The organism is Anoxybacillus thermarum, assembly GCF_000836725.1.
Lineage (GTDB): Bacteria > Bacillota > Bacilli > Bacillales > Anoxybacillaceae > Anoxybacillus > Anoxybacillus thermarum.
This window is the reverse complement of sequence record NZ_JXTH01000015.1, coordinates 1-26144: the sequence shown is the minus strand read 5'-3', so window position 1 is coordinate 26144 and position 26144 is coordinate 1. Positions and strand designations below refer to the sequence as shown.

At 40.8% G+C, this 26144-nt stretch carries 27 protein-coding genes; 5 read left to right on the top strand and 22 right to left on the bottom strand.

What is annotated here, in order from left to right; translation table 11 throughout:
- The first annotated feature begins 80 nt into the window (after positions 1 to 80).
- A complete protein-coding gene (locus LH47_RS05490) occupies positions 81 to 380 on the top strand; it encodes a YtpI family protein (protein ID WP_021093773.1) in 300 nt (99 codons plus the stop codon).
- A gap of 16 nt (positions 381 to 396) precedes the next feature.
- Here the strand turns inward: LH47_RS05490 and LH47_RS05485 are convergent, their stop codons facing one another.
- Positions 397 to 1707 carry a CBS domain-containing protein gene (locus LH47_RS05485; protein ID WP_043965425.1) on the bottom strand — a complete coding sequence of 437 codons (1311 nt, stop codon included), beginning with the start codon at positions 1705 to 1707 and terminating at the stop codon, positions 397 to 399.
- 73 nt (positions 1708 to 1780) lie between these two features.
- Positions 1781 to 2458, bottom strand: a complete 678-nt coding sequence (locus tag LH47_RS05480) for a metal-dependent hydrolase (protein WP_021093771.1) — start codon at positions 2456 to 2458, stop codon at positions 1781 to 1783.
- Positions 2459 to 2563: 105 nt separating this feature from the next.
- Here LH47_RS05480 and LH47_RS05475 point away from each other — a divergent pair, with 105 nt between their 5' ends.
- On the top strand, positions 2564 to 3658 hold the full coding sequence (locus LH47_RS05475) for a M24 family metallopeptidase (protein WP_043965423.1): 1095 nt from the start codon (positions 2564 to 2566) through the stop codon (positions 3656 to 3658).
- A gap of 17 nt (positions 3659 to 3675) precedes the next feature.
- On the opposite strand, the gene LH47_RS05470 is transcribed toward LH47_RS05475, so the two are convergent.
- Together LH47_RS05470 and LH47_RS17085 are read right to left on the bottom strand one after the other, a co-directional pair.
- Positions 3676 to 4437: an SDR family oxidoreductase gene (locus LH47_RS05470; protein ID WP_043965422.1), complete on the bottom strand. Its 762-nt coding sequence runs from the start codon at positions 4435 to 4437 to the stop codon at positions 3676 to 3678.
- Positions 4438 to 4536: 99 nt separating this feature from the next.
- Complete coding sequence (locus tag LH47_RS17085; RefSeq protein WP_268751133.1) at positions 4537 to 4665, bottom strand: hypothetical protein; 129 nt, start codon at positions 4663 to 4665, stop codon at positions 4537 to 4539.
- 105 nt (positions 4666 to 4770) lie between these two features.
- Between LH47_RS17085 and LH47_RS05465 the strand changes: the two genes are divergently transcribed.
- Complete coding sequence (locus LH47_RS05465; protein WP_009361531.1) at positions 4771 to 5223, top strand: universal stress protein; 453 nt, start codon at positions 4771 to 4773, stop codon at positions 5221 to 5223.
- A 12-nt stretch (positions 5224 to 5235) separates the two neighbouring features.
- On the opposite strand, the gene argH is transcribed toward LH47_RS05465, so the two are convergent.
- Together argH and LH47_RS05455 are read right to left on the bottom strand one after the other, a co-directional pair.
- Positions 5236 to 6612, bottom strand: a complete 1377-nt coding sequence (argH, locus tag LH47_RS05460) for an argininosuccinate lyase (RefSeq protein ID WP_043965421.1) — start codon at positions 6610 to 6612, stop codon at positions 5236 to 5238.
- Positions 6609 to 7817: an argininosuccinate synthase gene (locus LH47_RS05455; protein ID WP_043965419.1), complete on the bottom strand. Its 1209-nt coding sequence runs from the start codon at positions 7815 to 7817 to the stop codon at positions 6609 to 6611. The genes argH and LH47_RS05455 overlap by 4 nt, the downstream gene beginning before the upstream one ends.
- Positions 7818 to 7963: 146 nt before the next feature.
- Between LH47_RS05455 and LH47_RS05450 the strand changes: the two genes are divergently transcribed.
- The gene (locus LH47_RS05450; protein ID WP_043965417.1) at positions 7964 to 8278 is read left to right on the top strand and encodes a hypothetical protein; all 315 of its coding nucleotides are present in this window, start codon (positions 7964 to 7966) and stop codon (positions 8276 to 8278) included.
- A gap of 28 nt (positions 8279 to 8306) precedes the next feature.
- Here the strand turns inward: LH47_RS05450 and LH47_RS05445 are convergent, their stop codons facing one another.
- The 5 genes from LH47_RS05445 to LH47_RS05425 form a co-directional block, all read right to left on the bottom strand.
- Complete coding sequence (locus tag LH47_RS05445) at positions 8307 to 9500, bottom strand: acetate kinase (RefSeq protein ID WP_043965415.1); 1194 nt, start codon at positions 9498 to 9500, stop codon at positions 8307 to 8309.
- A gap of 157 nt (positions 9501 to 9657) precedes the next feature.
- On the bottom strand, positions 9658 to 10632 hold the full coding sequence (locus tag LH47_RS05440; RefSeq protein WP_043965413.1) for a class I SAM-dependent methyltransferase: 975 nt from the start codon (positions 10630 to 10632) through the stop codon (positions 9658 to 9660).
- 85 nt (positions 10633 to 10717) lie between these two features.
- The gene (gene tpx, locus LH47_RS05435; RefSeq protein WP_009361537.1) at positions 10718 to 11224 is read right to left on the bottom strand and encodes a thiol peroxidase; all 507 of its coding nucleotides are present in this window, start codon (positions 11222 to 11224) and stop codon (positions 10718 to 10720) included.
- A 78-nt stretch (positions 11225 to 11302) separates the two neighbouring features.
- Complete coding sequence (gene ytfJ / locus LH47_RS05430) at positions 11303 to 11731, bottom strand: GerW family sporulation protein (RefSeq protein ID WP_043965411.1); 429 nt, start codon at positions 11729 to 11731, stop codon at positions 11303 to 11305.
- Entirely contained in the window at positions 11712 to 12362 is a 651-nt protein-coding gene (locus tag LH47_RS05425) for a DUF2953 domain-containing protein (protein WP_043965408.1), read from the bottom strand. The genes ytfJ and LH47_RS05425 overlap by 20 nt, the downstream gene beginning before the upstream one ends.
- Before the next feature lie 125 nt (positions 12363 to 12487).
- Here LH47_RS05425 and LH47_RS05420 point away from each other — a divergent pair, with 125 nt between their 5' ends.
- Complete coding sequence (locus LH47_RS05420; RefSeq protein WP_043965406.1) at positions 12488 to 13291, top strand: NAD kinase; 804 nt, start codon at positions 12488 to 12490, stop codon at positions 13289 to 13291.
- Positions 13292 to 13312: 21 nt separating this feature from the next.
- Here the strand turns inward: LH47_RS05420 and LH47_RS05415 are convergent, their stop codons facing one another.
- From LH47_RS05415 to LH47_RS05365, 11 genes are all read right to left on the bottom strand, one after another.
- On the bottom strand, positions 13313 to 14443 hold the full coding sequence (locus tag LH47_RS05415) for a phenylacetate--CoA ligase family protein (protein ID WP_043965405.1): 1131 nt from the start codon (positions 14441 to 14443) through the stop codon (positions 13313 to 13315).
- On the bottom strand, positions 14443 to 15231 hold the full coding sequence (locus LH47_RS05410) for an ABC transporter ATP-binding protein (RefSeq protein ID WP_009361542.1): 789 nt from the start codon (positions 15229 to 15231) through the stop codon (positions 14443 to 14445). The genes LH47_RS05415 and LH47_RS05410 overlap by 1 nt, the downstream gene beginning before the upstream one ends.
- Positions 15232 to 15292: 61 nt before the next feature.
- A complete protein-coding gene (locus LH47_RS05405) occupies positions 15293 to 16492 on the bottom strand; it encodes an ABC transporter substrate-binding protein (protein WP_043965403.1) in 1200 nt (399 codons plus the stop codon).
- A gap of 56 nt (positions 16493 to 16548) precedes the next feature.
- The gene (locus tag LH47_RS05400; protein ID WP_200890849.1) at positions 16549 to 17619 is read right to left on the bottom strand and encodes a branched-chain amino acid ABC transporter permease; all 1071 of its coding nucleotides are present in this window, start codon (positions 17617 to 17619) and stop codon (positions 16549 to 16551) included.
- A gap of 3 nt (positions 17620 to 17622) precedes the next feature.
- On the bottom strand, positions 17623 to 18507 hold the full coding sequence (locus tag LH47_RS05395; protein ID WP_043965402.1) for a branched-chain amino acid ABC transporter permease: 885 nt from the start codon (positions 18505 to 18507) through the stop codon (positions 17623 to 17625).
- Complete coding sequence (locus LH47_RS05390) at positions 18508 to 20418, bottom strand: AMP-binding protein (protein ID WP_043965401.1); 1911 nt, start codon at positions 20416 to 20418, stop codon at positions 18508 to 18510. It abuts the gene before it with no gap.
- Positions 20419 to 20430: 12 nt separating this feature from the next.
- Complete coding sequence (locus LH47_RS05385; RefSeq protein ID WP_043965399.1) at positions 20431 to 21201, bottom strand: ABC transporter ATP-binding protein; 771 nt, start codon at positions 21199 to 21201, stop codon at positions 20431 to 20433.
- A gap of 224 nt (positions 21202 to 21425) precedes the next feature.
- Positions 21426 to 23000 carry an acyl-CoA synthetase MbcS gene (gene mbcS / locus LH47_RS05380; protein ID WP_043965397.1) on the bottom strand — a complete coding sequence of 525 codons (1575 nt, stop codon included), beginning with the start codon at positions 22998 to 23000 and terminating at the stop codon, positions 21426 to 21428.
- Between the two features lie 127 nt (positions 23001 to 23127).
- Positions 23128 to 23322, bottom strand: coding sequence for a small, acid-soluble spore protein, alpha/beta type (locus LH47_RS05375; RefSeq protein WP_009361549.1), 195 nt, complete (start codon positions 23320 to 23322; stop codon positions 23128 to 23130).
- A 58-nt stretch (positions 23323 to 23380) separates the two neighbouring features.
- Complete coding sequence (gene thiI / locus LH47_RS05370; protein WP_043965395.1) at positions 23381 to 24574, bottom strand: tRNA uracil 4-sulfurtransferase ThiI; 1194 nt, start codon at positions 24572 to 24574, stop codon at positions 23381 to 23383.
- Positions 24571 to 25722 (bottom strand): cysteine desulfurase family protein, encoded by a 1152-nt coding sequence (locus LH47_RS05365; protein ID WP_043965394.1) that lies wholly within the window; start codon positions 25720 to 25722, stop codon positions 24571 to 24573. Before LH47_RS05365 ends, thiI begins: the two co-directional genes overlap by 4 nt.
- Positions 25723 to 26144 lie beyond the last annotated feature (422 nt).

Below are 26144 nucleotides of genomic sequence, written 5' to 3'. Positions count from 1 at the left end.
TCTCCATTAAAACATATTTTATTATGATTCGAAAAGATGTAAAATAATCACGCAACGATTTTTTTGTTGGAGGACTGACTATGCCGATATTTGTTATACTTATCATTTTTTCACTTTCGTTTTATTTGTATTACAAAATCAAATACTTCCGCAGCAAACGGCCGATGGAGCGCAAATGGATTAGTGCCAAATCGAGCATTGCGCTTGGCTCATTTGTATTTTTCTTTGCGATCAATCAATTTTTTATTCACCGTTCGACTGTCTCCCTTATCGTTGGCATCGTCTTTCTTTTCGTTGGTGCAGGAAGCATATGGGGAGGTTATCGTGCCCATCGCTACTATTTTCCACTTGCAGTAAAAGAAGCGGAGGAAACAAAATAGGCTGCTATATGCAGCCTTATTGTCGTTCAAGCAACTGACACATCATTAACGCCTTTCCGACAAGTGTTCCTTCATTAAACACTTCGACGTCAACCTTCCCAAACTTACGACCTATTTCTAATAGCTTCGGTTTAATGTCGATGACGCTATCAATTTGGACAGGTTTAATAAAATAAATGGTGATGTTTTCTACGACGAGGTCACCTCGTTTATGTAAGCGAAGCGCACGCGTCGCTGCTTCAGCTACAATCGTTGTAAATACCCCATATGATAACGTCCCTAAATGGTTCGTCATTTGTGGAGTAATGTTGCAGCGGAAAACACCGTCAACCGTTTCAGTTAAAAACTGAGTTGTGACAATATCATCGATTGTCTCACCAATTTGCGGTTGACGTTGCACCATTTGCAATGCCTTTAATACGTCTTGACGGCTAATAATTCCTTGCAGTCGATTATATTCGTCGACGACCGGCAAAACTTCAATTCCTTCCCACACCATCATATGCGAAGCAGAAGCGACTGACGTTTTTCCGCTTACCGTAATCGGATGTTTCGTCATCACTTTCTCAATAAGCACGTCACGCTCATAGCCCATTACATCTTTTGCAGTCACAATCCCTTGCACTTTTAATTGTTGATCGATGACCGGAAAACGACTATGCTTCGTTTCACGATTGAGCTCATACCACCGTTCGACTTGATCTGTCACATACAAATATGCCGTTTTTTCAAATGGCGTCAAAATATCTTCAACGAGAACAATTTCTTTTTTAATCAACTGGTCATAAATGGCACGGTTAATCATTGTGGCAACCGTAAACGTATCATAACTTGTCGAAATAATCGGCAACTGGCGCTCATCCGCTAGCTTTTTCACATGTTCTTCTGTATCAAAACCACCTGTGATGAGAACGCCTGCCCCCGCTTCAAGCGCTAATTCGTGCGCTTTTGTTCGGTTTCCGACAATCAGCAAATTCCCTGCCCCTGTATATCGCATCATCGCTTCAAGCTTCATCGCACCGATGACAAACTTATTTAATGTTTTATGTAATCCTTCTTTTCCTCCGAGCACTTGCCCATCAACGATATTGACAACTTCGGCATACGTCAACTTTTCAATATTTTCTTTCTTTTTTTGTTCAATCCGAATCGTTCCGACCCGTTCAATCGTGCTCACATATCCTTTTATTTCAGCGTCTTTAATGGCACGATAAGCCGTCCCTTCGCTTACTCCCATTTCTTTGGCAATTTGGCGCACAGATATTTTTTCTCCGACCGGTAAGCTCTCAATATATTGTAAAATTTGTTCGTGCTTCGTAATCGTCAAGTTGCCCCACCCTTTTTCGACAGTTTCTTACTCTTATTATAAGGGTGTCCATGATCGCATTCAATGAACGTTTTCACAGTTCAATACTTTCACCAACATGCAAGACGCGCCCAACGCCCTCAATCATCGACACAAACTGCTGTGGATCTTGTTGAATGACAGGGAAAGTATTGTAATGGATAGGAACAACCATTTTCGCCTTCAACCATCTCGCTGCAACAGCCGCATCCTCTGGTCCCATCGTAAAATTATCGCCAATTGGTAAAAATGCCACATCAATGTCATTCATTTCTCCGATGAGCTTCATATCAGAAAATAACGCGGTATCTCCGGCATGATAAATCGTTTTTCCTTCGGCATGAAACAAAATGCCACTTGGCATGCCCGTGTACACGATCGTTTCGTTTTCTTCTACATAACTAGAGCCGTGAAACGCCTGCGTCAATTTGACTTTTCCAAAATCAAACGTAAATGATCCACCGATATGCATCGGATGAACACGAACACCTTTCCAGCTTAAATAAGTAGCTAATTCATAAGGAGCGATAACAAGAGCGTCGTTTCGCTTCGCTAATGAAACGGTATCACCGACATGATCGTTATGACCATGTGTTAATAAAATTACATCAACGTGAACGTCTTCTGCTTTTAAATCCGTCATTGGGTTGCCCGTAATAAACGGATCAATGAAAATCGTTTTTCCGTTCGTCTCCATTTTAACGACAGAATGTCCGTGATAAGTGAGCTTCATCTTTCCTTCTCCTTTCTCCGTTTTTTACATCATTTTGTTTCTTCATTTCTGTACTATTTCCTTCTTTTTTTATCCGTGATAATCTGAAAAAGAAAGGAAGTGAAAATGATGGAGCGAATAAGCAAACTCCAACAAAAACTGAAAGAAAAAAATGGATCATGGGCGTTCATTACATCAACAGCAAACGTTTTTTATTTTAGTGGCTTTTATAGCCATCCACATGAACGACTACTAGCCGTTGTGATCTTCCCGGATGACGAACCGTTTCTCATCTGTCCAGAGATGGATGCGAATCAAGCAAAACAGGCCGGTTGGGCTTATACGATCGTCAGCTATGATGATGTGCATCATCCTTGGCATATGTTGCGCGATGAACTAAACAGACGAAACGTGCAAACGGAACGAATTGGTATTGAAACATCTCATATGACGATAAGTCGTCTCGAGCAGCTACAATCATGCTTTTCACATGCGTCGTTTTTCGACTTAACTGATCCGCTCCATGAACTACGAATGACGAAAGATGAAAAAGAGTTACAAACGCTTCGGCAAGCAGCTGAATTAGCTGATTTCGGTGTCGATGTCGGTGTTCGTGCCCTAAAAGAAGGGAAAACGGAATTGGACATCATCGCTACTATTGAGTACGAATTAAAAAAACGAGGGGTACGCGCCATGGCGTTTGATACGATGGTGCTTACCGGAACAAATAGCGCACATCCTCATGGTGTCCCAGGAATGAATCGCATTCAATCGGGTGATTTTGTGTTGTTCGATCTCGGTGTCGTACTTGACGGATACTGTTCTGACATTACGCGTACCGTCGTCTTTGGAAAGCCAACTGAACAACAAAAGCAAATATACGATATCGTCTTACAAGCGCAACAAGAAGCTATTCATGCATGTCAAATTGGTACATCTATCGGAAGCATTGACAAGGCAGCTCGTTTACGAATTGAACAAGAAGGGTACGGGGCGTATTTTCCGCATCGAATCGGACATGGGCTCGGTATTGATGTTCATGAATATCCATCGATGAACGCAACAAATACCATGCCGCTTCAAGCTGGAATGGTATTTACGATCGAGCCTGGCATTTACGTTCCTTCCGTCGGTGGCGTACGTATTGAAGATGACATTTATATGACCGACAAAGGACCGCTTCTTTTAACGACATATCCAAAAGAACTACAAATCATATAGGCTGTCATGTTGGCAGCCTATTTTCGATAACGATGAATGACATCAAGCCCGCCTGTCACTTCAATGACTGTTCCGGTAATCATATCGGAAAAATCATCGCATAAAAATTCGACGACGCGTGCAATATCTTCCCCTGTTCCTGAACGCCCAATTGGCGTCATATCGTCTTTCATCTGGCGAGCATATGCAATCGTTGCTTCTTTCATTTCTCCAATAATATTTCCCGGACAAACCATATTTGCTGTAATGCCGTATTCTGCTTCTTCAAGTGCAATCGTTTTTGTTAATGAGACAAGCCCCACTTTCGCTGCGCTAAACGCTGATCGATACATCCATCCTGGCGCATGATCTGCCCCTTGAAAACCGTACGTCACAATGCGTCCGAAACGTTGATTCCGCATAATTGGCACAACTCGCTTAAACAAATGAAACATCGCACTTAAATTTCCTTCAATCATTTCATACCACTCATCATCCGTATAATCAGCTAGTTTTTTTCGTTCAAATATGTAAGGACCTGCATTATGAATTAAATAATCGATGCGACCGAATGTGGCAAACGCTTCATCTACAAGACGAACTAAATCTTCTTTATTCGTCACATCCCCTTGTACAAAATGAAGGCGATCATGACAATCACGATACGCTTCTTTCAACGCTTCAACAGCTTGTATGTCGCTTCGGTAATGGACAGTGACAGCATAGCCTTTGTCTAAAAAGCGTTCCGTTACTTTTTTGCCAAGCCCTTTCGTTCCTGCTGTCACAATAGCATGTCTCATCATTATCCCTCCATCCATGCTTTGTTATGTTTATCGTACTACAAATAGACGGAGGAAAACACATATTATGCTCGATTACCACGAGAAACAAAAGAGGCTTTATCGCCTCTTTCGCTCATCTTCTTGTTCAATAACCCCACTAATGTATGCATCCGTAATTTGTTCGGTCACTTCTGCGACTCCATTTTCATCGTAATACAATTGTTCTTTTTGTTCCTTTTCACGCATCGTTTTACCCCTTTCGTCATAAATTTTTCGACAATACGTAGTGTTTGTTTTACAAAAAATGATATACTTGAATTGGAAGGAAAATTTTTTATCGGGGGAGTGTTTATGTACAAGTACAAAAAAATTTTAGTAGCAGTCGACGGCTCAAAAGAAGCAGAATGGGCGTTTAAAAAAGCAATTGAAATTGCTAAACGGAACGATGCTTCACTCGTTCTTTCACACATTATCGACGTTCGTTCGTTCGCGACGATCGAAGCATACGATCGAACAGTGGCAGAACGAGCGGAAAAATTCGCAAAAGAATTGCTACAATCGTACGAAAAGCAAGCAGTCGATGCGGGCGTCAAAGAAGTCGTCACAGATATTGAGTACGGTTCCCCAAAAGTAAAAATTTCGAAAGAAGTCGCTCCGAAATATGAAGTAGATTTAATTGTTTGTGGCGCCACAGGAATGAGCGCTGTAGAACGATTTTTCATCGGAAGCGTTTCCGAACATATTACAAGATATGCGAAATGCGACGTACTCGTCGTACGCACACCTGAACAAACAGAGGCATAAAAGCGTTTGCTTTTATGCCTCTATCATTTGCTTTGCTTTCTCAATCGCTTGTTTCACTTCCGTAAACCCTGTTCCTCCTGCGCTCGTGCGACGGTTGACAGCTGTATACGGATTGAGCGCTTCATAAATATCTTCCTCAAATAAAGGAGAAGCTTGTTGATACACATGAAGCGGTAAATCAGCTAAAAAAACACCTCGCTCAATACATGTCAGCACAAGTTTTCCGACGATTTCATGCGCCTCGCGAAACGGCACACCCTTTTTCGCTAAATAATCTGCTAGTTCCGTTGCATTTGAAAAATCTTGTTTCGTTGCTTTTTCCATCACATCTGTGCGGACTGTCATCGTTTCAATCATACCAGCAAAAATTTTTAAGCTACCGATCACCGTTTGAACAGTATCAAACATTCCTTCTTTATCTTCTTGCATATCTTTATTGTAAGCAAGCGGTAGCCCTTTCATAACGGTCAATAAAGCCATTAAGTTTCCATACACTCGCCCCGTTTTCCCGCGAATGAGCTCAGCCATATCTGGGTTTTTCTTTTGTGGCATAATGCTGCTTCCCGTCGCAAACGTATCATCCATTTCAATAAACTGAAACTCCTGGCTCGACCAAAGAATAAGCTCTTCACAAAAACGAGATAAATGCATCATTAAAATAGAGCTATTACTTAAAAATTCAATAATAAAATCGCGATCACTTACCGCATCTAAACTATTTTCATATATGCTATCAAAACCGAGAAGTTGTGCTGTTAAATGGCGATCGATCGGAAACGTAGTCCCTGCGAGCGCCCCAGCACCGAGGGGTGATTTGTTAATTCGTTTGAGCGATTCGGTAAAACGTTCGCGATCCCGTTCAAACATCCATACGTACGCCATTAGATGATGGGCAAACGAAATCGGCTGCGCCCGTTGCAAATGCGTATAGCCGGGGACAAGCGTTTCAATATGTTGTTCCGCCTTTTGGACAAGCACGCGCTGCAGCTGACGAATGAGTTCAATAATCTCGATCACTCGTTTTCGCAAATATAAATGCATATCTGTCGCCACTTGATCGTTGCGGCTTCTCCCTGTATGAAGCTTACCACCAACAGGACCAACTTCATCTATTAACATTTTTTCAATGTTTAAATGAACATCTTCATAAGCAACAGAAAAAGAAAGTTCCCCTTTTTTCGCTTTTTCTAATAGCTTCATTAATCCGTTTTTGATCGTTGTGACATCCTCTTTCGGTAAAATGCCACATTCGCCAAGCATCGTCACATGCGCGATACTTCCTTCGATATCTTCTTCAACGAGCTGTTGATCGAAATGGATCGATGCACCAAAGTCATCGACCCATTGTGCTGCTGTTTTTGTAAATCGTCCCCCCCATAACTTTTTCACACGTTCACCTTCTTTTCTCCATTGACGATGCTATATACTTTTGTAGGCAAGCCAAATAGAGAAATAAATCCGACAGCCGCTTGATGATCGAATTCATCTTCTGCTGTATACGTCGCTAACTTTTCATCATATAACGAAAACGGAGATTTTCGCCCTTCTACAATCGCATGACCTTTAAACAGTTTCACACGTACAACGCCTGTAACATTTTTTTGCGTTTCTTTTAAAAATGCAACAAGCGCGTCTTTTAGTGGGGAAAACCAAAGACCGTTATAAATGACTTCCGCAATTTTTTGCTCGATGATCGGCTTGAAATGGGCTACTTCTTTTACAAGCGTTAAATCTTCTAACTCTTTATGCGCTTTAATCAGCGTCATCGCTCCAGGACATTCGTACACTTCACGCGATTTAATGCCAACGAGCCGGTTTTCAACATGATCGATGCGGCCGACACCGTGTTTTCCTGCTAGTGCATTTAATTGTAAAATAAGCTCTGCAAGCGAATACGCTTTTCCGTTAATCGTTTTCGGCACCCCTTGCTCAAAACCAATTTCGATGACATCTGGCTCATTCGGTGTATGTTCAAGCGCAGTCGTTAATTCATACGCTTCTTCTGGCGGTGCTGCCCATGGATCTTCTAAAATGCCACATTCGTTACTTCTTCCCCATAAGTTTTGATCAATGGAAAACGGGCTATCTAAATCGATCGGAATCGGAATGTTATGTTGCTTTGCATATTCAATTTCTTCTTCGCGTGACCATTTCCACTCCCGAACAGGCGCAATCACTTTTAAGTTCGGATTTAACGCTTGAATCGATACTTCAAAACGCACTTGGTCATTCCCTTTTCCTGTGCAGCCGTGCGCCACAGCAACCGCTCCTTCTAATTCAGCAATTTCAACGAGCTTTTTTGAAATTAACGGACGGGACAACGCAGAGATGAGCGGATATTTTCCTTCATATAGCGCATGGGCTTGTAAAGCAATTAACGCATATTCATCCGCGAATTCTTCCTTTGCATCAATCATATATGATTGTACAGCGCCAACTTTCAACGCTTTTTCTTTCACAAACTCTAAATCTTTTCCTTCTCCGACATCTAAACAACAAGCTACAACATCATATCCTTGTTCCTGTAGCCATTTAATCGCTACCGATGTATCTAAACCCCCAGAATAAGCGAGCACTACTTTTGGTTTTGCCATGATCGTTCCTCCCTAAAGAATAAAAATACTTATTATTTAATATTTATTCATTTTGCATATTAATAATGTAACAGCTATTTTTCTTTTTTTCAATAACTATTTTGATTAAAATAAGAATTAATAAATGAAAAGGATGGGAGAACGAAATGAGCGCACATTTTGTATATGATGAACGCCTTGGCATTCGCTTGCCACATTTAGAAAAAGCTTGGGATATGTACACAAAAGAGGAACAAGCAGAAATTTTATTAGAGTGGGAGACGATTCGTGGGAAAATTCCTGATCGAATTATTGAATTAGAACAGCAAATTAATGAAAAGCAAAGACAACTCGGAGAAGAAAACGATTTTAACCGCTCATGCATGCTCAACTTTGAAATTGCAGCTCTCGCTTCAATCATTAACGATTTATGGATTTGGTATCGAATGAATCAAACGGTAACAAATCGTATACATCAATAAGAAAAGGTGCCCGTATGGACACCTTCTTTTACGCTATGTTCGCTAATCTCATGACGTCGCGGGCAATCATCACTTCTTCATTCGTTGGGATGACTAATACTTTTACAGGCGAGTGCGGATAGCTAATGAACGCTTCTTTGCCGCGCACTTTATTTAATGCCGGATCCCAGTATACGCCCATAAATTCAAGACCACGCAATACTTTCGCACGCACGACATCGCTATTTTCTCCAATACCTGCTGTGAAAATAATTGCATCGACACCACACATACGCGCTGCGTATGAACCAATATATTTATGAATGCGCCCTGCAAACACTTCAAGCGCTAATTCGGCACGTTGATCGCCTTTTGCCGCCGCCTCTTCAATATCGCGCAAATCGCTTGAAAAACCAGTTAAGCCAAGCATACCGCTCTTTTTATTTAAAATATCAATTACTTCTTCTGCTGTTTTTCCTGTTTTTTGCATAATGTATGGGATTAGCGCTGGGTCAATATTACCAGAGCGTGTCCCCATCGCTACACCTGCAAGCGGCGTAAAGCCCATGGACGTATCAATTGACTTTCCACCTTCTACAGCTGCGATACTTGCTCCATTTCCTAAATGACAAGAAATTAAACGAAGTTGCTCGATTGGACGTCCTAATAGCTCAGCTGCTCGTTGTGTCACATATTTATGTGATGTGCCGTGAAACCCGTATTTACGAATGCCAAACTTTTCATAATACTCGTATGGCAAGCTATATAAAAACGACTGCTCTGGCATCGTCTGATGGAACGCTGTATCGAATACAGCCACAGCTGGTACGTTCGGTAACACTTCGCGAAACGCTTTAATACCAACAACGTTTGCTGGGTTGTGCAATGGGGCTAAATCTGATAAATCTTCAATTTCTTTTAACGTTTCATCTGTAATTAAAACAGAGTCGCTAAACTTTTCACCACCATGCACAACGCGATGGCCAATTCCTTCAATTTCATCAAACGATTGAATAATGCCAAGCTCAATTAACTTATCAAGCAACATTTTCACAGCAACCGCATGATCTGGAATGGATGTTACTTCTTTTATTTTTTCTCCATTGACTGTAATATTAAAAATCGCATCTTCAAAACCGATTCGCTCAACCACACCTTTTGTTAATACTTCTTCACTCGGCATGTTGAACAATTGAAACTTTAACGAAGAACTTCCCGCATTGATCGCAATGACTTTTGGCATTTGACTAAACAGCTCCTTTAACATCGTTCACAATTATTGTATGCAAATATTCGAATTTCATCGGTACGTTTCTCATTTTACGGGTCGTTCGTCGCTCTTTTCAAGTACGCAAACGTCGCGAAAACGTTTTCTTCACATATTTGTTATATTCAGAAGGTTATGAACGATTTTCCTTCAGCCATTGTTCGAGTTTCACGACCATCGCTTGCATCGCCTCTTTATTTGAAAAGCTAGGAAGTTGTGCAAGCAATGCTTGTTTTGGCGCTTTCGCATGTGCACCTTTCTTTTGTAAAATAAAAATACTTTTCGCTGCTGCTTCATTTTTAAACATCGAAAGCGGAAGCTGCAACAAGCCTTGAATAAACGTTTCCTCTTTAATCAACGCATGCAATTTTTTTGATTCATCTGATGTAAAAAGCGTATTTGGGACGAGGAGAAACAAATATCCGCTTTCTTTCGTATAACGAATGCTTTGTTCAATAAATAAATAATGGACATACGAATGACCAGTTTCAGCATGTAAACGAAACGATTTGGCATGTTCATCGTCTGGATAATATCCGATCGGCAAATCGCATACGACTACATCGACCGGTTCAATAAACAATGGCTTTAAACTATCTTGATGGAAAAATTGAATTTCATGTTGTTGTAAATTTGCATTGACATAAGCAAGTTTCAATAGTAAATCGTCCGCATCTGCTCCGTAGCTTTTTACTTTTTTATTCGTGAGTTGATTCAACACAGCCGTCATCAAATTTCCTGTTCCAACAGCAGGATCGAGAATGGATAGCGAAAAATATGTTTTTGTAAATTCATCAACTAAATAACCGATAAATACCGATACAGCATCTGGTGTCATTTGATGATGGGGCTGTACATATTGTTTCATTCCTTTTAACATCGCCAATTGTAATGCTTTACGAATGTGTTCATTTTTCCAATCATCCAAACTGACGGAAGCGTACGCCTTTTTCAACCGCTTTTTTAACAACTCGTTTACTTCTTCTTGTAAAACATCTCCATGAAATAAGTTTTCACCTGTTTCTGCGACGGCTTCTAAATACGAACATTTTAACTCCTCTTGCAACCATGTCGCCGTTTCATCGATGACTACAAATAGCTTTTCCAATGTGTTTCACTCCTTTCGGTCCGACATTTTATTTTAAAAAATATAAACGAAAAAGGCTATCCCTTTTTGAGATAGCCTCAAACAATTATTGTTGAGCCGCTTGTTTTGCTGCTTCGATCGCTGCTTCGTAGTTTGGATGATTTGTTGCTTCTGATACGTACTCAACATATGTAACGCGATCATTACGATCAACGACAAATACAGCACGAGCGAGTAAGCGTAACTCTTGAATGAGCACACCGTATGCTTGGCCAAATGATACATCACGATGGTCAGATAATGTAACAACGTTTTCTAATCCATTTGCCGCGCACCAACGTTTTTGAGCAAATGGCAAATCAACGCTAATCGTTAACACTTTTACTCCTTCAATGTTTCCTGCTTCTTCATTAAAGCGACGTGTTTGTGCATCACAAACTCCTGTATCAATCGATGGCACCACGCTAATTAAACGAACAAATCCTTTTGTATCATCTAATGTCACCGGCGATAAGTCGTTAGCAAGCACAGTAAAATTCGGAGCTGCATCACCGACTTTCACTTCATGACCGACTAATGTGACAGGATTTCCTTTAAATGTAACCTTCGCCATAGTAAGCCTCCTCTTTATTATAAGATACAGGCTCATCATAACGTAATTAGATGAAAAATTCAATTATTTCGATTGAGACTAAATATCAAAATCTGTTGCTTCGTTATGTTGTGGCTTCGGCTTTTCTTTTTTCTCAAACATTTGTTGAATTTTTTCGATCGCTTGCGGGGCGAGATCTAAAATTTTCTCGTATAAATGCGTGCTTTCATCTACATGTAATAGCTTTACGCCTGAACTGTTCACAATTAAAAAAGCAATCGGTGTAATTGATACACCCCCACCACTTCCGCCACCAAATGGATGGGCTTCTTTTTGTTGTTCATCGCCATGATTCAACATAAACTCGCTACCACCTGCTGCAAAGCCGAAACCGACTTTCGATACAGTTAAGATGACGCTTCCATCAGGTGTCTCGACCGGATCACCGATAATCGTATTGACATCAATCATTTGTTTTAAATTTTCCATCGCTGTCGTCATTAATCCTTCAATCGGATGTCCATTCATTTTCATTCCTCCTAGAAACTTTTGCATCTTTTTTCCAATGTTTTACGACCTTCAGTCCTGCTAATATAGCATAACCGATTCGAAATCGAACCATACATGTAAACGATGTACGCGATAATGCGCCTTGAAAAAAAGGAACAATAGAAATGGAAGGAGTGCTACAAACATGCATATATTTGCTCATTATTGCCACCATGTAATATTTAACCGACCAACCGATCCCGACGAGCAGCGCTGTTTTTGCCGCATCTCCGACGCCGATTTGCGTATGCCATTGAAACTGTAAAACCGAAACTTTTTGTAAAAATTTTTTTATAATCGTATGTAAATGAACGATGTCATTTAACCACCGTTTGATTTGTGCGACACGTTGGCGCGCATCAGTAACAGTAAATGTCGTTTTTTCATCTTTCCCTGTATTTGTTTTTTGCTCTGTCACTAATCCGGCTTCCCTTTTTGATATTTCAATGAGTGGAACAGTAAAACGATAACGAAGAAAACGAAGAAGGCGAATATGTATTGTTAATTGATCATCGTCTTGGGTATGTTGAAATTGAATGGTGATTCGCACATATAGAAAAGGAATAATCGCTAAGAAGGTAATAAAGATGATGGCAATCACGAAAATCATCGGTTTTTCACTTCCTTCCCGATGACATTTTCGACAAAAATGAGCAAAATTAAACGAATAAATTCGCTATGAATGGAAAATAAATGATAAAATAAACGTGAGGACATTTTAACGGAGGGAAAACGATGACTGAACGCCGTAATCGCATGTACTTCTTTCATAAGCACGATGAAGAAACGACAAAACAAGTAGAACCTCTTATTCAACTTGCCAAACAGTATGAATTTGAAGTCGTGGATAATGCAAAACATGCAAACATTATTGTAAGCGTCGGTGGAGATGGGACGTTTCTACAAGCGGTTCGAAAAACAGGATTTCGCGACGATTGTTTATATGCTGGCATTTCAACATCAGGATCGTTAAGTATGTATTGTGATTTTCATATTCACGATACAGAAAAAATGATTGAGGCGATGAAAACGGAACAAATCGAAGTGCGTAAATATCCAACGATTTATGTGACAGTCAATGATTCTACGTCATTTTATTGTTTAAATGAATGTACGATTCGTTCAAGTATTATTAAAACGTTTGTCATGGACGTATTTATCGACAATTTGCATTTTGAAACATTCCGAGGCGACGGAATGATCATTGCTACACCTACTGGAAGCACAGCTTACAATAAATCGGTTAATGGGGCAGTCGTGGATCCAATGCTTCCGTGCTTTCAAGTAAGCGAATTAGCATCACTAAACAATAATCGTTATCGCACGCTCGGTTCATCATTTATTTTAAGCGGGAATCGCAAGTTGACATTAAAAGTGGTACAAGACGGAAACGACTATCCAATTATCGGTATGGATAATGAAGCACTAAGCATTCAACATATCGAAAAAATTGATATTGCATTGAGTGGAAAAGTGATTAAAACAGTCAAACTGAAAGATAACTCTTTCTGGGAAAAAGTAAAGCGGACATTTTTGTAAAAAGAGGCATTACGCCTCTTTTTACCATTTTCTTTGATCGATGAGACACCGCTCCCTCTCATTTACATGATCAATGGAAACAAATGTCGGTGTCACACGAATAACGTTTTTTATTTTTTGTTTCGCTTCTTCATTAAGCTCTTTTTCGGTGTAAATCGTCAACTGATCATGACCATCTTCATTTGTTACTACTGCTTGAAATAGCGAGCATCCTACATCAGCCATGACTTGTTTCAACTGTTGCTCATGCACAAACATCCCTTTCACTTTCACGCTTGTTCCGACACGTCCGAGCACACCGACAATCCGTTCGCCTTTGTACCCATCGACCCAACGCGACACATCTCCCGTGCCAAAGCGAACAAGCGGATACGTGCGATCGAATATCGTAACAACTATTTCCCCCTCCTCATCAAGCGGTACTCCGCTAATCGGATCACACAGTTGAACGATAGCTCGCGAACTAATTTTCAAACCTGGTCCTTGACGATCCTCAAATGCAATGCAACCGCAATCAGCTGTTCCATATCCTTCAAAAACATGAATACCTCGTTGTTCAAACTGGTCGCGCATGTTTTCTGTTAACTTTTCTGCAGTAAAAAACGCCTTTTTCACCGTGACATGTATTCCTTTTTCATCTGCGTACTGCAACAATAAATGTAAAAAACTTGGTGTACCAACATATCCAGTCACTTGCAAATCATTCATAAGCTGCACTTGCAATTCACGATTGCCTGGTCCTGCCGGCACGACGGTTGCACCGATACGGCGAAGAGCACTATCAAACATAAAACCTGCTGGGGATAAATGATATGAAAACGTATTTTGCACAATATCATCGCTTGTAAATCCAGCGGCTCGAAGCGCTTCTGAAAATCCCCATTCATCTTGATCTTCTCCTTGTGGATCGTAAATCGGTCCTGGAGACATAAATATGCGCGCTAATTCATTAGGACGTCTTGTAATCATATTTCCGAATGGCAACTCATGTTTTTGTAAAAGAGGTAATTGTTCTTTTTTCAATACCGAAATGCGACTCAGTTGCTCAATCGTTTCTAATTCATGTGGATTGATGTTTTCAGCGTCTAATCGCTCGCGCAATGCCGTAGACCGCTCATACACTTCAATCAAAAACGATTTCCATCTTTCCATTACAACCACCGCTTTCTCCGTTTATACGACTTCACTTCTCGATAATTTTTACGCCCTTTTTCGCTCATCCCGAGGTAAAATTCTTTTACATCTTCATTTTCAAGTAATCTCTCGACAGGACCGTCCATTACGATGCGGCCATTTTCCATAATATATCCGTAGTGCGCAATCGATAAAGCGATGTTCGCATTTTGTTCGACGACGAGAATTGTCGTTCCTTCTTCTTCATTAATTCGCTTAATAATCGAAAAAATTTCTTTCACAAGCAACGGGGCAATTCCTAACGATGGTTCGTCGAGCAGTAAAATTTTTGGTTTTGCCATCATGCCGCGACCAATTGCTAACATTTGCTGTTCTCCCCCCGATAAATATCCTGCTTGGCGATGGCGTAACATATGAAGCTTTGGAAAGTAATGATACACTTTTTGTAAATCTGCTTTAATATTGTGGCGATCTTTTCGCGTATGAGCACCGACGATTAAATTTTCTTCTACCGTCAAATGTTCAAACACGCGTCTTCCTTCCATACATTGAAAAATCCCTTTTTTTACAATTTCTTCTGCATCTTTTCCCTCGATTCGTTCCCCATATAGCTCAATATATCCATCTGTTACTTCGCCATCTTCACTTCTTAGTAATCCCGAAATGGCTTTTAACGTTGTTGTTTTTCCTGCTCCGTTACTCCCGAGCAACGCAACAATTTTACCTTCTGGAATAACCATTGACATACCTTTTAACACGAGAATAACGCGGTTATACATCACTTCCACATTGTTTAACGTAAGCATTCGTCTCCCCCTTTCTGAAAGCGAAAGGGTGCTTCCTGTTGAAAACACCCTTTCATTCACTTTAATATCCGAAGTAGTCTGTAAACACCTTAAACTGTCCGTTTTCAACTTTCGCTAAACGAATTTGATTCGTTCCTGCATGATTATCAGCTGTAAACGTAACTGGTGCAGCTAAGCCGCCTAAATCAAGATCTTTTAATTTTTCTAATCCTTGACGAATGCCTTCTCCCGTCGTTGGATCATCCGCTTGCTTAATTCCTTCTACTAAAATTTTCGCTGTAACCCATCCTTGAATAAATTTTTGGTTTTTGTCCTCTAATTTTTCACCCTTGGTTGCTAAATACTCTTTCACTTCAGCCATCCCTGGTAAATCTTCATATGGAAACGCATGTGTCACCACACCGATAAATCCTTCTGCCGCATCTCCTGCAATCGGGAGTAATCCTTCACCAGTTGTCCAGTTTAAACCAATAAATTGCGTGTCAATGCCTAATTTTTTCGCATCTTTTAAAATCGTTGCTGTCGCGCCCCATGTTTGTTGAATAATCGCATAATCCGGTGCTTTTTTCTTCATGTTCAATAGTTGAGATGTCGCATCAAGCGCTTTTAAGTCAACAATTTGTTCATCCACAATCTCTACACCAATTTCTTTCGCAAAGTCTTTTGCATCTTGAATTGGTGATTTTCCAAATGCCGTGTCATTGTAAATAAGCGCAACTTTTGGCGTGCCACCTGTATGATTTTCTTTAATCCAACGAAGTACGGAGCGTGCTTGATCAGAGTAAGACGCCGCTGTTAAAAAGTTGTATGGGCTTTCTTTTATATTTTTTAAATTTTCTGAATAAGAAGCTGAAAAAAATGGTATTTTATCTGCTGCAACTTGTTGGCGCAACGCTTCAGTATCGGCTGTTCCCCATCCTAAAATCGCCGACACTTTATCGCTCGCTTTATATTTTTGATACAGCTTTTGCGCTTCAGGAATTTTATAAGCATAATCTTGTCCGATAAGCTCAATTTTATAGCCGTTTACCCCACCTTTTGAGTTAATGTATTCAATGTACGCTTTTTCTCCTTCAGCATACGGTGTACCAACATCTCCCGTTGCGCCTGTAATATCAAACAATGCACCAATTTTAATCGTTCCTTGTTCTTTTCCTCCTTCTTTTGCCGGTTCTGTCGCTGTTTTGTCACCTCCTGAACACCCGAATAACATGCTTGCCCCGAGAAGCAATGTAGCGAGTAGTGCACCTTTTTTCTTCATTCATTCATCCCCCTTATGTTTTTTGTTTGTATATAAAGCGGATATCCCGCTTTATACTACTTCGTATAAGAAAATGGCCAGAGGCGGAAATAATTTTTTATATTTGACCAAATTTTATTTAACCCATCTGGCTCATACACGAGAAATAAAATGATCACAGCTCCAAAAACGACTTCCTTCATCCCAACAAGCACTCCCTCTAATCCAGGAAATGTGCCGCTCAATACATCTACAACACTTCGTAGAACAACAGGCATAAGCGTAATAAACACAGCCCCATACAATGAGCCAAATACACTTCCTAAACCACCAACTAAAATCATGGCCAAATATTCAATTGAAACAGAAATGCTGTAAAGCTCAGGGCTTACAATCATCGTGTAATGACCAAGAAGCGCTCCAGCAATGCCGACGAAAAACGAGCTAACGAAAAAGGCAAGCACTTTATATTTAAACAAATCAATGCCCATCACTTCTGCAGCAATATCGCGATCGCGAATGGCAATGAACGCCCGCCCGACACGCGTGCGAAATAAGTTAAGTGAGAAGACGATTGTGATAAGTAAAACGACGAACATTAAATAGTAATAGCTCGTTTCACTCATAAACGTAAATGAACCGATTTGGGGACGATTCAATACGAGCCCAGCTGTCCCCCCCGTTAACGAATCCCACCTTGAAATGACAAACAAAATGATGACTTGCGCTGCCAACGTGGCAATGGCTAAATATAACCCTTTTAAACGCAAAGACGGGATCCCAAACAGAGCACCGACAAGCGCAGTAGTTAACCCAGCAAGTGGGAAAGCAATCCAAAAGCTAAGCCCTAACTTTGTTGTTAAGATGGCTGACGTATATCCGCCCACTCCTAAAAATGCACCAACCCCGATCGAAATTTGACCAGTAAAGCCCGTTAAAATATTTAATCCGATCGCACCAATAGCTGCAATCCCACATAATGTCGCCAAACCGACTACATAGTCTGTCGCGACCATAGGAAAAAGAGCAAATAGCGCTACAATCATAAAAATACGCCAACGCACGCGAGCAATTTTCCAAATGGCCATATCTTGCTTATAATCAACATGAAATTCACCACATTGCATCACAAACGGGTTTCGCACCATTTCTCACACCCTCTCAATTTCTTTCTTTCCAAATAGTCCATATGGTTTAACCATTAGAATGATGACGAGGATGACAAACGGGATCACTTCTTTCAACCCCCCACCGACAAGCGGGTCTAAATATCCTCCTGTCATACTTTCAATAATCCCGATTAAAATACCGCCAATGATCGCCCCCGGGATGCTATCAAGCCCACCTAAAATAGCGACAGGTAACACTTTTAATCCGATTAGTGAAAGCGAAGAGTTGACTCCGTTAATATTTCCTAATAACACCCCGCCAACAGCTGATACGATAGCCGCAATTGCCCAAGCAATCGCAAAAATTGTTTTTACGCTAATCCCCATAGACAAAGCTGCTTGTTGATCGTCTGCTGTCGCTCTCATTGCAATTCCAAACCGCGAATATTTGAAAAACAAAGTAAAAATCATGAGCCAAATCATAACAATGACAAACGACCATGCGTATACAGGTGCGATAATGACTTCTCCGAACTGCAACGGTTTTTCTGAAAAAACAGGTGGATATACGCGCGTTTCGTGTCCCCAAATAATATGAACGATTCCTGCAAGTACGCTCGATAATCCGATCGTTGCCATAATCATAGAAATCACTGGTTTTCCAATGAAAGGACGCAACACAACTTTTTCTACGCTCCAACCAAGCAACGCGCTAAACGCTAAAGCAAGCAACAAGGCAGCAATGAACGGAACGTTATAGCTAGCCACAAGCGTCAAACAAACGTACGTTCCGATGAGCAAAAATTCACCTTGTGCAAAGTTAATAGCATCGCTCGATTTGTAAATGAGCACAAACCCTAGCGCAACGAGCGCATATACGCTTCCAACAACGACACCAGTGACAAGCATTTGCAAGAAAAAAGCCATTTACGCTGCTCCCTCCCCTTCATCAATCGAGACGATTTTTAACGTCGTTTTAATGACTTGCTCTTTGCCATCACGATATTTAATTGTTCCTTCTACATCAATGTGATCCGTTTCTGAGTACATCCCTTCAATAAGTGAGGCATATTTTTTAGCAATAAATTGCCTGCGCACTTTTTTCGTTCTCGTCAATTCTTCATCGTCCGCATCAAGTTCTTTATAAAGCAAAACAAACTTTTTCACACGCGCCTTCTCTGGCAACGATTGATTAATTTCGTTCACTTGTTCTTGAATGAGTTGAATAACTTCTTGTTTCGCGGACAAATCGGAATATGTCGTATACACAAGCTGATTTTTCTCCGCCCATCTCCCGACATTAGCCATATCGATATTAATGATCGCCACAACGTACGGACGATCGCGACCAATGGCGACCGCTTCTTGAATGTAAGGGCTAAATTTCAGTTTATTTTCAATAAATTGTGGCGAAAACATCTCACCTGTTTGTAAACGAATAACATCTTTTAAACGATCAATAACATACAAATGGCCCGATTCATCTACATACCCCGCATCACCTGTATGAAGCCAGCCGTCTTCGATCGTCTCTCTCGTTGCCTTTTCGTTTTTGTAATAGCCACAACACACGCTCGGGCTTTTTAACAAAATTTCGCCTTGCTCAGAAATTTTCACTTCTGTTTCTGGGATTGGCATGCCAACGCTATCTACTTTAATGTCCCCATCGCGATGAACGATCGCAATTCCTGATACTTCTGTTTGACCGTAGATACTTTTTACGTTCACTCCAATGCTATGGAAAAAGCGAAACACATCTGGACCTAACGGAGCGCCACCTGTATACGCTCGCTTTAAGCGCAGCAGCCCAAAATGGTCACGAACAGCGCTAAAAACGAAATAATCAGCTAGTTTATACAAGCACTTCGTCCAAAAGGAAACGTCGCTTTTCGTAAAATGAGCTTCTGCCACTTTTTCTCCAATCGGCTTGCACCATTCATACATTTTTCGTTTAAACCAACTCGCATCTTGAATGCGCACTTGAAATTTTGAAACGATGTCTTCATAAATGCGCGGTGGTGAAAACATGACGTGTGGTCCAATCTCTCGTAAATTTTCAAACACCGTTGAAGGTTCTTCTGGAAAGTTCACAACAATGTTGCAGTGGAATGCCATTGAAATGGTCATCATTTGTTCGCCTATCCAAGCGAGCGGTAAAAATGAAAGGTATTCGTCTTGTTCGTCAAGTGGATCGATTTTTGCGAGGTTTTTTGCCATTTCGAATAAGTTGCGATAAGAAAGTTCCGTCCCTTTCGGATTGCCCGTCGTTCCAGATGTATACGATAAAATGGCAATATCATCATAACATCCTTTTTGCACTTCATCATCAAAATATGTCGGGTGCGTTTGTTCAAATTGGCGACCGAGCGTTTGTACATCTTGAAAATACAATAATTTATCGTGCTTATAGTTCCGCATACCGCGCGAATCGTAGTAAATGATATGTTTCACCTTTGAAAGCTCTTGTTCAACTTCTAACACTTTATCAACTTGCTCTTGATCCTCAACAACGACAAACGTCGCATCGCAATTGTCGATAATATATGCCAATTCATTTGGTAACGACTCTTGATAAATGCCAACGGAAATGCCGCCTAAACTTTGAGCTGCCAATTGGCTAAATACCCACTCAGGTCGATTATCACCGATAATAGCTAGTTTATCGCCACGTCGAAACCCGAGCGAAGCAAGCCCTAATGCGAGCGCTTTCACTTGCTCATAGTAGTCTCTATATGTGTATTCGTTCCAAATGCCGTAATCTTTTTCGCGCAGAGCGACTTGAGTTGGTTTTTGTCGCGCACGAGCAGTTAATAGCTGTGGAAACGTCATTTGTTCCATAAAACTCCCCCTTTATCCCGCATGTTCTTCTCCTAAATATGCTTCTATGACGCGTGGATTTGTTTGCACTTCTTTTGGCGTTCCGTACGCGATCAATTTTCCGAAATCTAACACAGCGATATGATTGGATAAATCCATCACAACGCCCATATCGTGTTCAATTAAAATAATTGTCGTCTTTTTTTCTTCGTGAATATCAATAATATAACGCGCCATGTCTTCTTTTTCTTCGTTGTTCATGCCAGCCATCGGCTCATCAAGCAATAGTAAATCAGGCTCCATCGCTAATGCACGACCGACTTCTACCCGTTTTTGTAGACCGTAAGATAGCGTACCAACAGGCACATTGCGCACATGCTCGAGCTCTAAAAAATCGATCACTTCTTCGACTTTATAACGATGCTCTACTTCTTCTTTTTGCGCTTTCCCCCAGTACAATCCACCGGCAAGCACTCCTGTTTTCATGCGCACATGCCTGCCCAGCATAAGATTGTCCAATACAGATAAATGCGGAAATAACTCAATATTTTGGAACGCCCGTGCAATGCCTAAAGCAGCCCGTTTATGTGGCTTCACATGTGTAATGCGCTCATCTTTGAAAAAGATATCGCCCGCTGTCGGTTTATACAGGCCGCTAATACAGTTCAACATACTCGTTTTTCCTGCTCCGTTTGGGCCGATCAACGAAAAAATTTCTCCTTCTTTCACTTCAAAGGAGACCGAATCAAGCGCCAATACACCACCGAAGCGAATGGACACGTTTTGCACTTTCAATATACCCACTTCACTCCCCCCTTTTTTCTTTATTTCTCTCTTTCGATAACACTTTATGGACGTTTTTATATCTTTATGACTTTACACAACGAAAAAACAAAAATGTAAGCGTTATCAAAAGAGTTTATAAAAAATATTTCTTAATTTTAAGAAAATTTCAAAAAGAATAGTACACAATTTTTTTTGGTTCGTCAAGCTTTTTTTCCGCTCCGAATGAATCGGAGCGGAACATGTTATTTTTGCATCGCTTTCATTTCACGTTCGCGCAATTCAACACGACGAATTTTTCCAGAAGTCGTTTTTGGCAGATCGTCGACAAACTCGATTTTGCGCGGATATTTATATGGCGCTGTGAGCTGCTTTACATGCTCTTGAAGTTGCGGAATTAAATTCGGATCATTTTTATCTACTCCTTCACGCAATACAATAAACGCTTTAACAACGTGTCCCCGAATTTCATCTGGACTAGCGACAACAGCACATTCTTTCACAAATGGATGTTTCACTAGCGCATCTTCTACTTCAAACGGTCCAATCGTATAGCCGGAGCTAATAATAATATCATCGCCACGACCTTCGAACCAAAAATACCCCTCTTCATCTTTTTTCGCTTTATCACCAGTAATATAATATTCCCCACGGAACTGCATCGCTGTTCGCTCCGGATCCTTATAATAGCATTTAAACAAAGCCGGTGTGTCAACATGAACAGCAATATCTCCAACTTCTCCAACGGCACAAGGCTCACCAAACTCATTAATAATTTCGACACGATTTCCTGGCGTTGGCTTCCCCATCGATCCCGGTTTTATTTTCATTCCTTTCATAACTCCGACAAGCAATGTATTTTCTGTCTGTCCATATCCGTCGCGAACTTGAACGCCAAAATAGCGCTCAAACGTATCGATCACTTCACGATTCAACGGTTCGCCAGCAGATACAGCACTATGCAAATGCGGTAATTTATATTGGGAAATTGTTGGGACTTTAGCCATGAGACGATATTCTGTCGGTGTGCAACAAAGCACATTAACGTTATATTTCTCTAATAACTGTAAATATTTCTCCGGCTCAAACCGACCGTAGTACACAAACCCTGTCGCTCCAGAGCCAAGAGTCGATAGAAATGGACTCCACACCCACTTCTGCCATCCAGGGCTTGCTGTTGCCCAAACGAGGTTTCCTTCTTCAATACAAAGCCAATTTTTTGCTGCTGTTCGTAAATGGGCATATGCCCAAGCGTGCGTGTGCACTACACCTTTTGGATTTCCTGTCGTTCCCGATGTATACGATAAAAACGCCATATCTTCCCGCGACGTTTCTACAGTCATGAATGTATCGCTTTGCTTTGCCATTTCGTCATGCAAATCGAGCCAGCGCTCAGTCGAACCGCCAACAGAAAAAGAAACGATATTTTCCATACCTTCAATCGAAGAAAATTGTTCAATATATGGAAAATATGCAACAACTCCTTTTACTTCCCCATGAGAAATGCGATATTGTAAATCTTTTGTGCGCAACATTTCAGAGCTCGGAATAACGACAAGTCCTGCTTTCAATGCTCCAATATATACTGCATATGCCTCTAACAAACGCGGAAGCATAACGAGTACTTTATCCCCTTTGTGTAACCCATGTCTAACGAAAACGTTTGCAATTTTATTCGCCTGTTTCATCAATTCAACATATGTAAGCTCTTTTGTTTCTCCTGCTTCACTTTCCCATTTTAAAGCGATTCGGTTTGGATCATCTGCATACTTTTCAAATTCACTTGTCAAATTATACTTTTCTGGTGCGATTAAATTCATTTCCCTCTCCCCCTTAACCATATGATACAAGAAAATTATACAAAAAAATCGAGTGGTTTTGTATAACTTTTCAAAAAATTTTTAAAAGATAAAAAACTCGGTAGAACGCGCTACCGAGTTTTGTTTATTATTTATTTTGACTACTTAGTTGTTGTTCTGCCATTTTCACGAGACGTTTTGTAATCTCGCCACCGACAGAACCGTTTGCTCGTGCAGTTGTATCTGGACCTAACTGCACACCAAATTCTTGAGCGATCTCGTATTTCATTTGGTCAATCGCTTGTTGCACACCAGGGACGAGCAATCGATTTCGATTTGCCATTCGTTTTCACCCCCTCGCACCTATATGTTGTGCAAAACGAATGGATTTCATACGTCATCTAAAAGAGCTCATCCAATGGTTGATCTGGTTTCAACGTAATCGTTTCGACGCGAGCAACCGTCTCCGCAATCATTTCGTCTAAAGGTAAAAACTGTTCATATTGAATGATTTTCTCTTTTTTCGGTTTCGTTTTCGGTGCTTTTGGAGTAAAAATTGTACAACAATCTTCATATGGACGAATGGAAATATGATGTGTCCCAATTCGTTCAGCAATTGCAATAATCTCCGTTTTATCCATTGAAATAAGTGGCCGAAGAATTGGTGTCGTTGTTACATCGTTGACAACAACCATGCTTTCAAGTGTTTGGCTAGCCACTTGTCCTAAACTTTCTCCCGTCACGATCGCTAGTCCATTTTCCTTTTTGCGAATTTCATCTGTAATGCGCAACATCGCACGACGAGTGGAAATGAGGGAACAGTTTTCTGGCACCTGCTTATAAATGGCTTGTTGCAACTCCGTAAACGGCACAATATGAAGGCGAATCGTTCCGCCAAATTCCGTCAAACGTTGAGCTAAGTCAATGACTTTTTGCTTTGCTCGTTCACTTGTAAACGGCGGGCTAAAAAAGTGAACTGCTTCAATTTGCAAGCCGCGCTTCATTGCTAAATATCCCGCTACCGGACTATCAATTCCACCAGAAAGCATAAGCATCGCTTTCCCACTTGTTCCAACAGGCAAACCGCCCGCTCCCGGCACGTCGTACGCTGTAATATACGTTCCTTCTTTTCGAACTTCGACACGAACATCAATGTCGGGATGATGGACATCGACCGTTAAACCTGTTGTATTTTTTAACACATAACTCCCAAGCTCATAGTTTAATTCATTTGTTGTGACCGGGAATTGTTTATCCGCTCTTCTTGCGGATATTTTGAACGTTTTCCCTTCATGCGGAAATTGTTTCACAAAATAAAGCGTTGCCTCTTTTATTTTTTCTAAATCGCTCTCCGTTTTTAACGCTAAACTTAATGATTGAACCCCGAACACTTCTTGCAATTTTTCAATGACAGGTTGCGGTGGTGTATGATGTAAACGAACGTACATCCGATCGCGCAACGCTTCAATTTGAATGTTTGGAAAATGTTTTAATTTTTTCGCTATGTTTCGTTTTAAGCATCGTACAAATTGCAAACGGTTTTTTCCCTTTGTCGACATTTCACCGTAACGAATTACAATATGATCGTACGTCATTTCGTTCCCCTCGCTACTATTTTTAATCGTTCGTATGCTCGTTTAATTGCTTCAACGATTATGGAGATGTGCTCCATTTGTTGTTCGTATGATAAGCTTATGCGAATGGAACGCTCCGCTCGCGGTTTTTCAACTCCCATAGCTAACAATGTTTTGCTTGGCACTTTTTTCCGAGATGAACAAGCTGATGTTGTTGATACATATACATGTTGTTTTTCTAATTCATGCACAAATGTCTCTGATTTGACTCCTTCTAAAGAAAAATGGATAATATGCGGAGCCGATTGTTCAAACGGGGTATGAACAACAATGTCTTCAATCGCTTGTAAACGTTCGATAAGCGCTCGCTTCATTTCTTCAAGGCGAGCAGAGGCCTCGTGATACTTTTCAACAGACAATCGCAACGCTTTCGCCATCGCTACAATGGCAGCGACATTTTCTGTTCCAGAACGCAACTGCATTTCCTGAGCCCCGCCAGATAAAAGCGGAGAAAGGCGTACACCTTCGCGCACATATAACACGCCTGCTCCTTTTAAACCGTGAAATTTATGAGCAGATATCGTATATAAATCAACATTTGCGCGCTTTAAATGAAGCGGCACCTTCGCCGCACCTTGTACTCCATCAACGTGAAAAAGCACTTTTGGATATTTTTTTAATAACATCCCGATTTGTTCAATTGGCTGAATGGAACCTACTTCATTATTGACATGCATTACAGAAACGAGAATCGTATCGTCACGCAACGCTTGTTCAATATGTGTTGGAGAAACGATGCCACGTTCATCGACGGGCACATATGTCACTTGAAAGCCAAGTTGTTCAAGCTGTTTACACGCTTCGGTAACGGACGGATGTTCAATCGTTGTTGTAATAATATGCCGCCCACGTTGCTGGTGTTGCCAAGCAACCCCTTTAATTGCTAAATTGTTTCCTTCCGTCCCACCTGATGTAAAAATCACTTCGGTCGGTTTCACCTCGAGCAGACGTGCGATTTGTTCTCTTGCTTGTGTAAGCAATCGCTCTGCCTGCATGCCTAATCCATGTAGCGACGACGGATTTCCGAAATAATCGTTCGCTACTTTCATAAAAGATTGTAACACTTCTGGAAACGGTTTTGTTGTGGCGCTATTATCTAAATACATCATCGCCCTTGCCTCCATATACGTTCATATACAAACAGCCTTCTTATATTATCACATCTTTATTCAAAAAAGAAATGATCAAAGAATATTTTAAAGATTGAAACTTTTGATAAAAACGACAAAATTTTTATTGTGTGAGTAAAATATTTGTGGGTGACATTCAGGAATGATTCCCCGACGAGGGTTGCGAACTTTTGTTCGCGACGCTCGTCGGGGCCACCAAGCGAAGCGCGGTAGAAAAAAGCAAATGTCATGCAAAAAGGACTCTCTCCCTGCTATGATGGTGATGACCAACATCAATAAAACAGGAGGGAGAGAGTCCATGAAACATTTTACCACAGAATGGCCTTTATTAAAAGAGCTGGAGGAACAATTAGTCAGAACTCTTCAAAAGGTGTTCGCTGTCTTGTTGGCGGCCCTTTTGG

What these genes read in the sequence shown, in the direction of transcription:
- LH47_RS05410 (WP_009361542.1), bottom strand. Translation starts at nt 15,231, where the DNA reads ATGCTTACGTTAAACAATGTGGAAGTGATGTATAACCGCGTTATTCTC.
- thiI (WP_043965395.1), bottom strand. Translation starts at nt 24,574, where the DNA reads ATGACGTACGATCATATTGTAATTCGTTACGGTGAAATGTCGACAAAG.
- LH47_RS17085 (WP_268751133.1), bottom strand. Translation starts at nt 4,665, where the DNA reads ATGCGTGAAAAGGAACAAAAAGAACAATTGTATTACGATGAAAATGGA.
- LH47_RS05415 (WP_043965405.1), bottom strand. Translation starts at nt 14,443, where the DNA reads ATGGAAAGATGGAAATCGTTTTTGATTGAAGTGTATGAGCGGTCTACG.
- LH47_RS05395 (WP_043965402.1), bottom strand. Translation starts at nt 18,507, where the DNA reads ATGGCTTTTTTCTTGCAAATGCTTGTCACTGGTGTCGTTGTTGGAAGC.
- LH47_RS05475 (WP_043965423.1), top strand. Translation starts at nt 2,564, where the DNA reads ATGATGGAGCGAATAAGCAAACTCCAACAAAAACTGAAAGAAAAAAAT.
- LH47_RS05470 (WP_043965422.1), bottom strand. Translation starts at nt 4,437, where the DNA reads ATGAGACATGCTATTGTGACAGCAGGAACGAAAGGGCTTGGCAAAAAA.
- LH47_RS05375 (WP_009361549.1), bottom strand. Translation starts at nt 23,322, where the DNA reads ATGGCAAATCGAAATCGATTGCTCGTCCCTGGTGTGCAACAAGCGATT.
- LH47_RS05365 (WP_043965394.1), bottom strand. Translation starts at nt 25,722, where the DNA reads ATGATGTATTTAGATAATAGCGCCACAACAAAACCGTTTCCAGAAGTG.
- LH47_RS05490 (WP_021093773.1), top strand. Translation starts at nt 81, where the DNA reads ATGCCGATATTTGTTATACTTATCATTTTTTCACTTTCGTTTTATTTG.
- LH47_RS05455 (WP_043965419.1), bottom strand. Translation starts at nt 7,817, where the DNA reads ATGGCAAAACCAAAAGTAGTGCTCGCTTATTCTGGGGGTTTAGATACA.
- mbcS (WP_043965397.1), bottom strand. Translation starts at nt 23,000, where the DNA reads ATGAATTTAATCGCACCAGAAAAGTATAATTTGACAAGTGAATTTGAA.
- LH47_RS05425 (WP_043965408.1), bottom strand. Translation starts at nt 12,362, where the DNA reads ATGATTTTCGTGATTGCCATCATCTTTATTACCTTCTTAGCGATTATT.
- LH47_RS05400 (WP_200890849.1), bottom strand. Translation starts at nt 17,619, where the DNA reads ATGGTGCGAAACCCGTTTGTGATGCAATGTGGTGAATTTCATGTTGAT.
- tpx (WP_009361537.1), bottom strand. Translation starts at nt 11,224, where the DNA reads ATGGCGAAGGTTACATTTAAAGGAAATCCTGTCACATTAGTCGGTCAT.
- LH47_RS05465 (WP_009361531.1), top strand. Translation starts at nt 4,771, where the DNA reads ATGTACAAGTACAAAAAAATTTTAGTAGCAGTCGACGGCTCAAAAGAA.
- LH47_RS05405 (WP_043965403.1), bottom strand. Translation starts at nt 16,492, where the DNA reads ATGAAGAAAAAAGGTGCACTACTCGCTACATTGCTTCTCGGGGCAAGC.
- LH47_RS05450 (WP_043965417.1), top strand. Translation starts at nt 7,964, where the DNA reads ATGAGCGCACATTTTGTATATGATGAACGCCTTGGCATTCGCTTGCCA.
- LH47_RS05480 (WP_021093771.1), bottom strand. Translation starts at nt 2,458, where the DNA reads ATGAAGCTCACTTATCACGGACATTCTGTCGTTAAAATGGAGACGAAC.
- ytfJ (WP_043965411.1), bottom strand. Translation starts at nt 11,731, where the DNA reads ATGAATGGACATCCGATTGAAGGATTAATGACGACAGCGATGGAAAAT.
- LH47_RS05420 (WP_043965406.1), top strand. Translation starts at nt 12,488, where the DNA reads ATGACTGAACGCCGTAATCGCATGTACTTCTTTCATAAGCACGATGAA.
- LH47_RS05445 (WP_043965415.1), bottom strand. Translation starts at nt 9,500, where the DNA reads ATGCCAAAAGTCATTGCGATCAATGCGGGAAGTTCTTCGTTAAAGTTT.
- LH47_RS05390 (WP_043965401.1), bottom strand. Translation starts at nt 20,418, where the DNA reads ATGGAACAAATGACGTTTCCACAGCTATTAACTGCTCGTGCGCGACAA.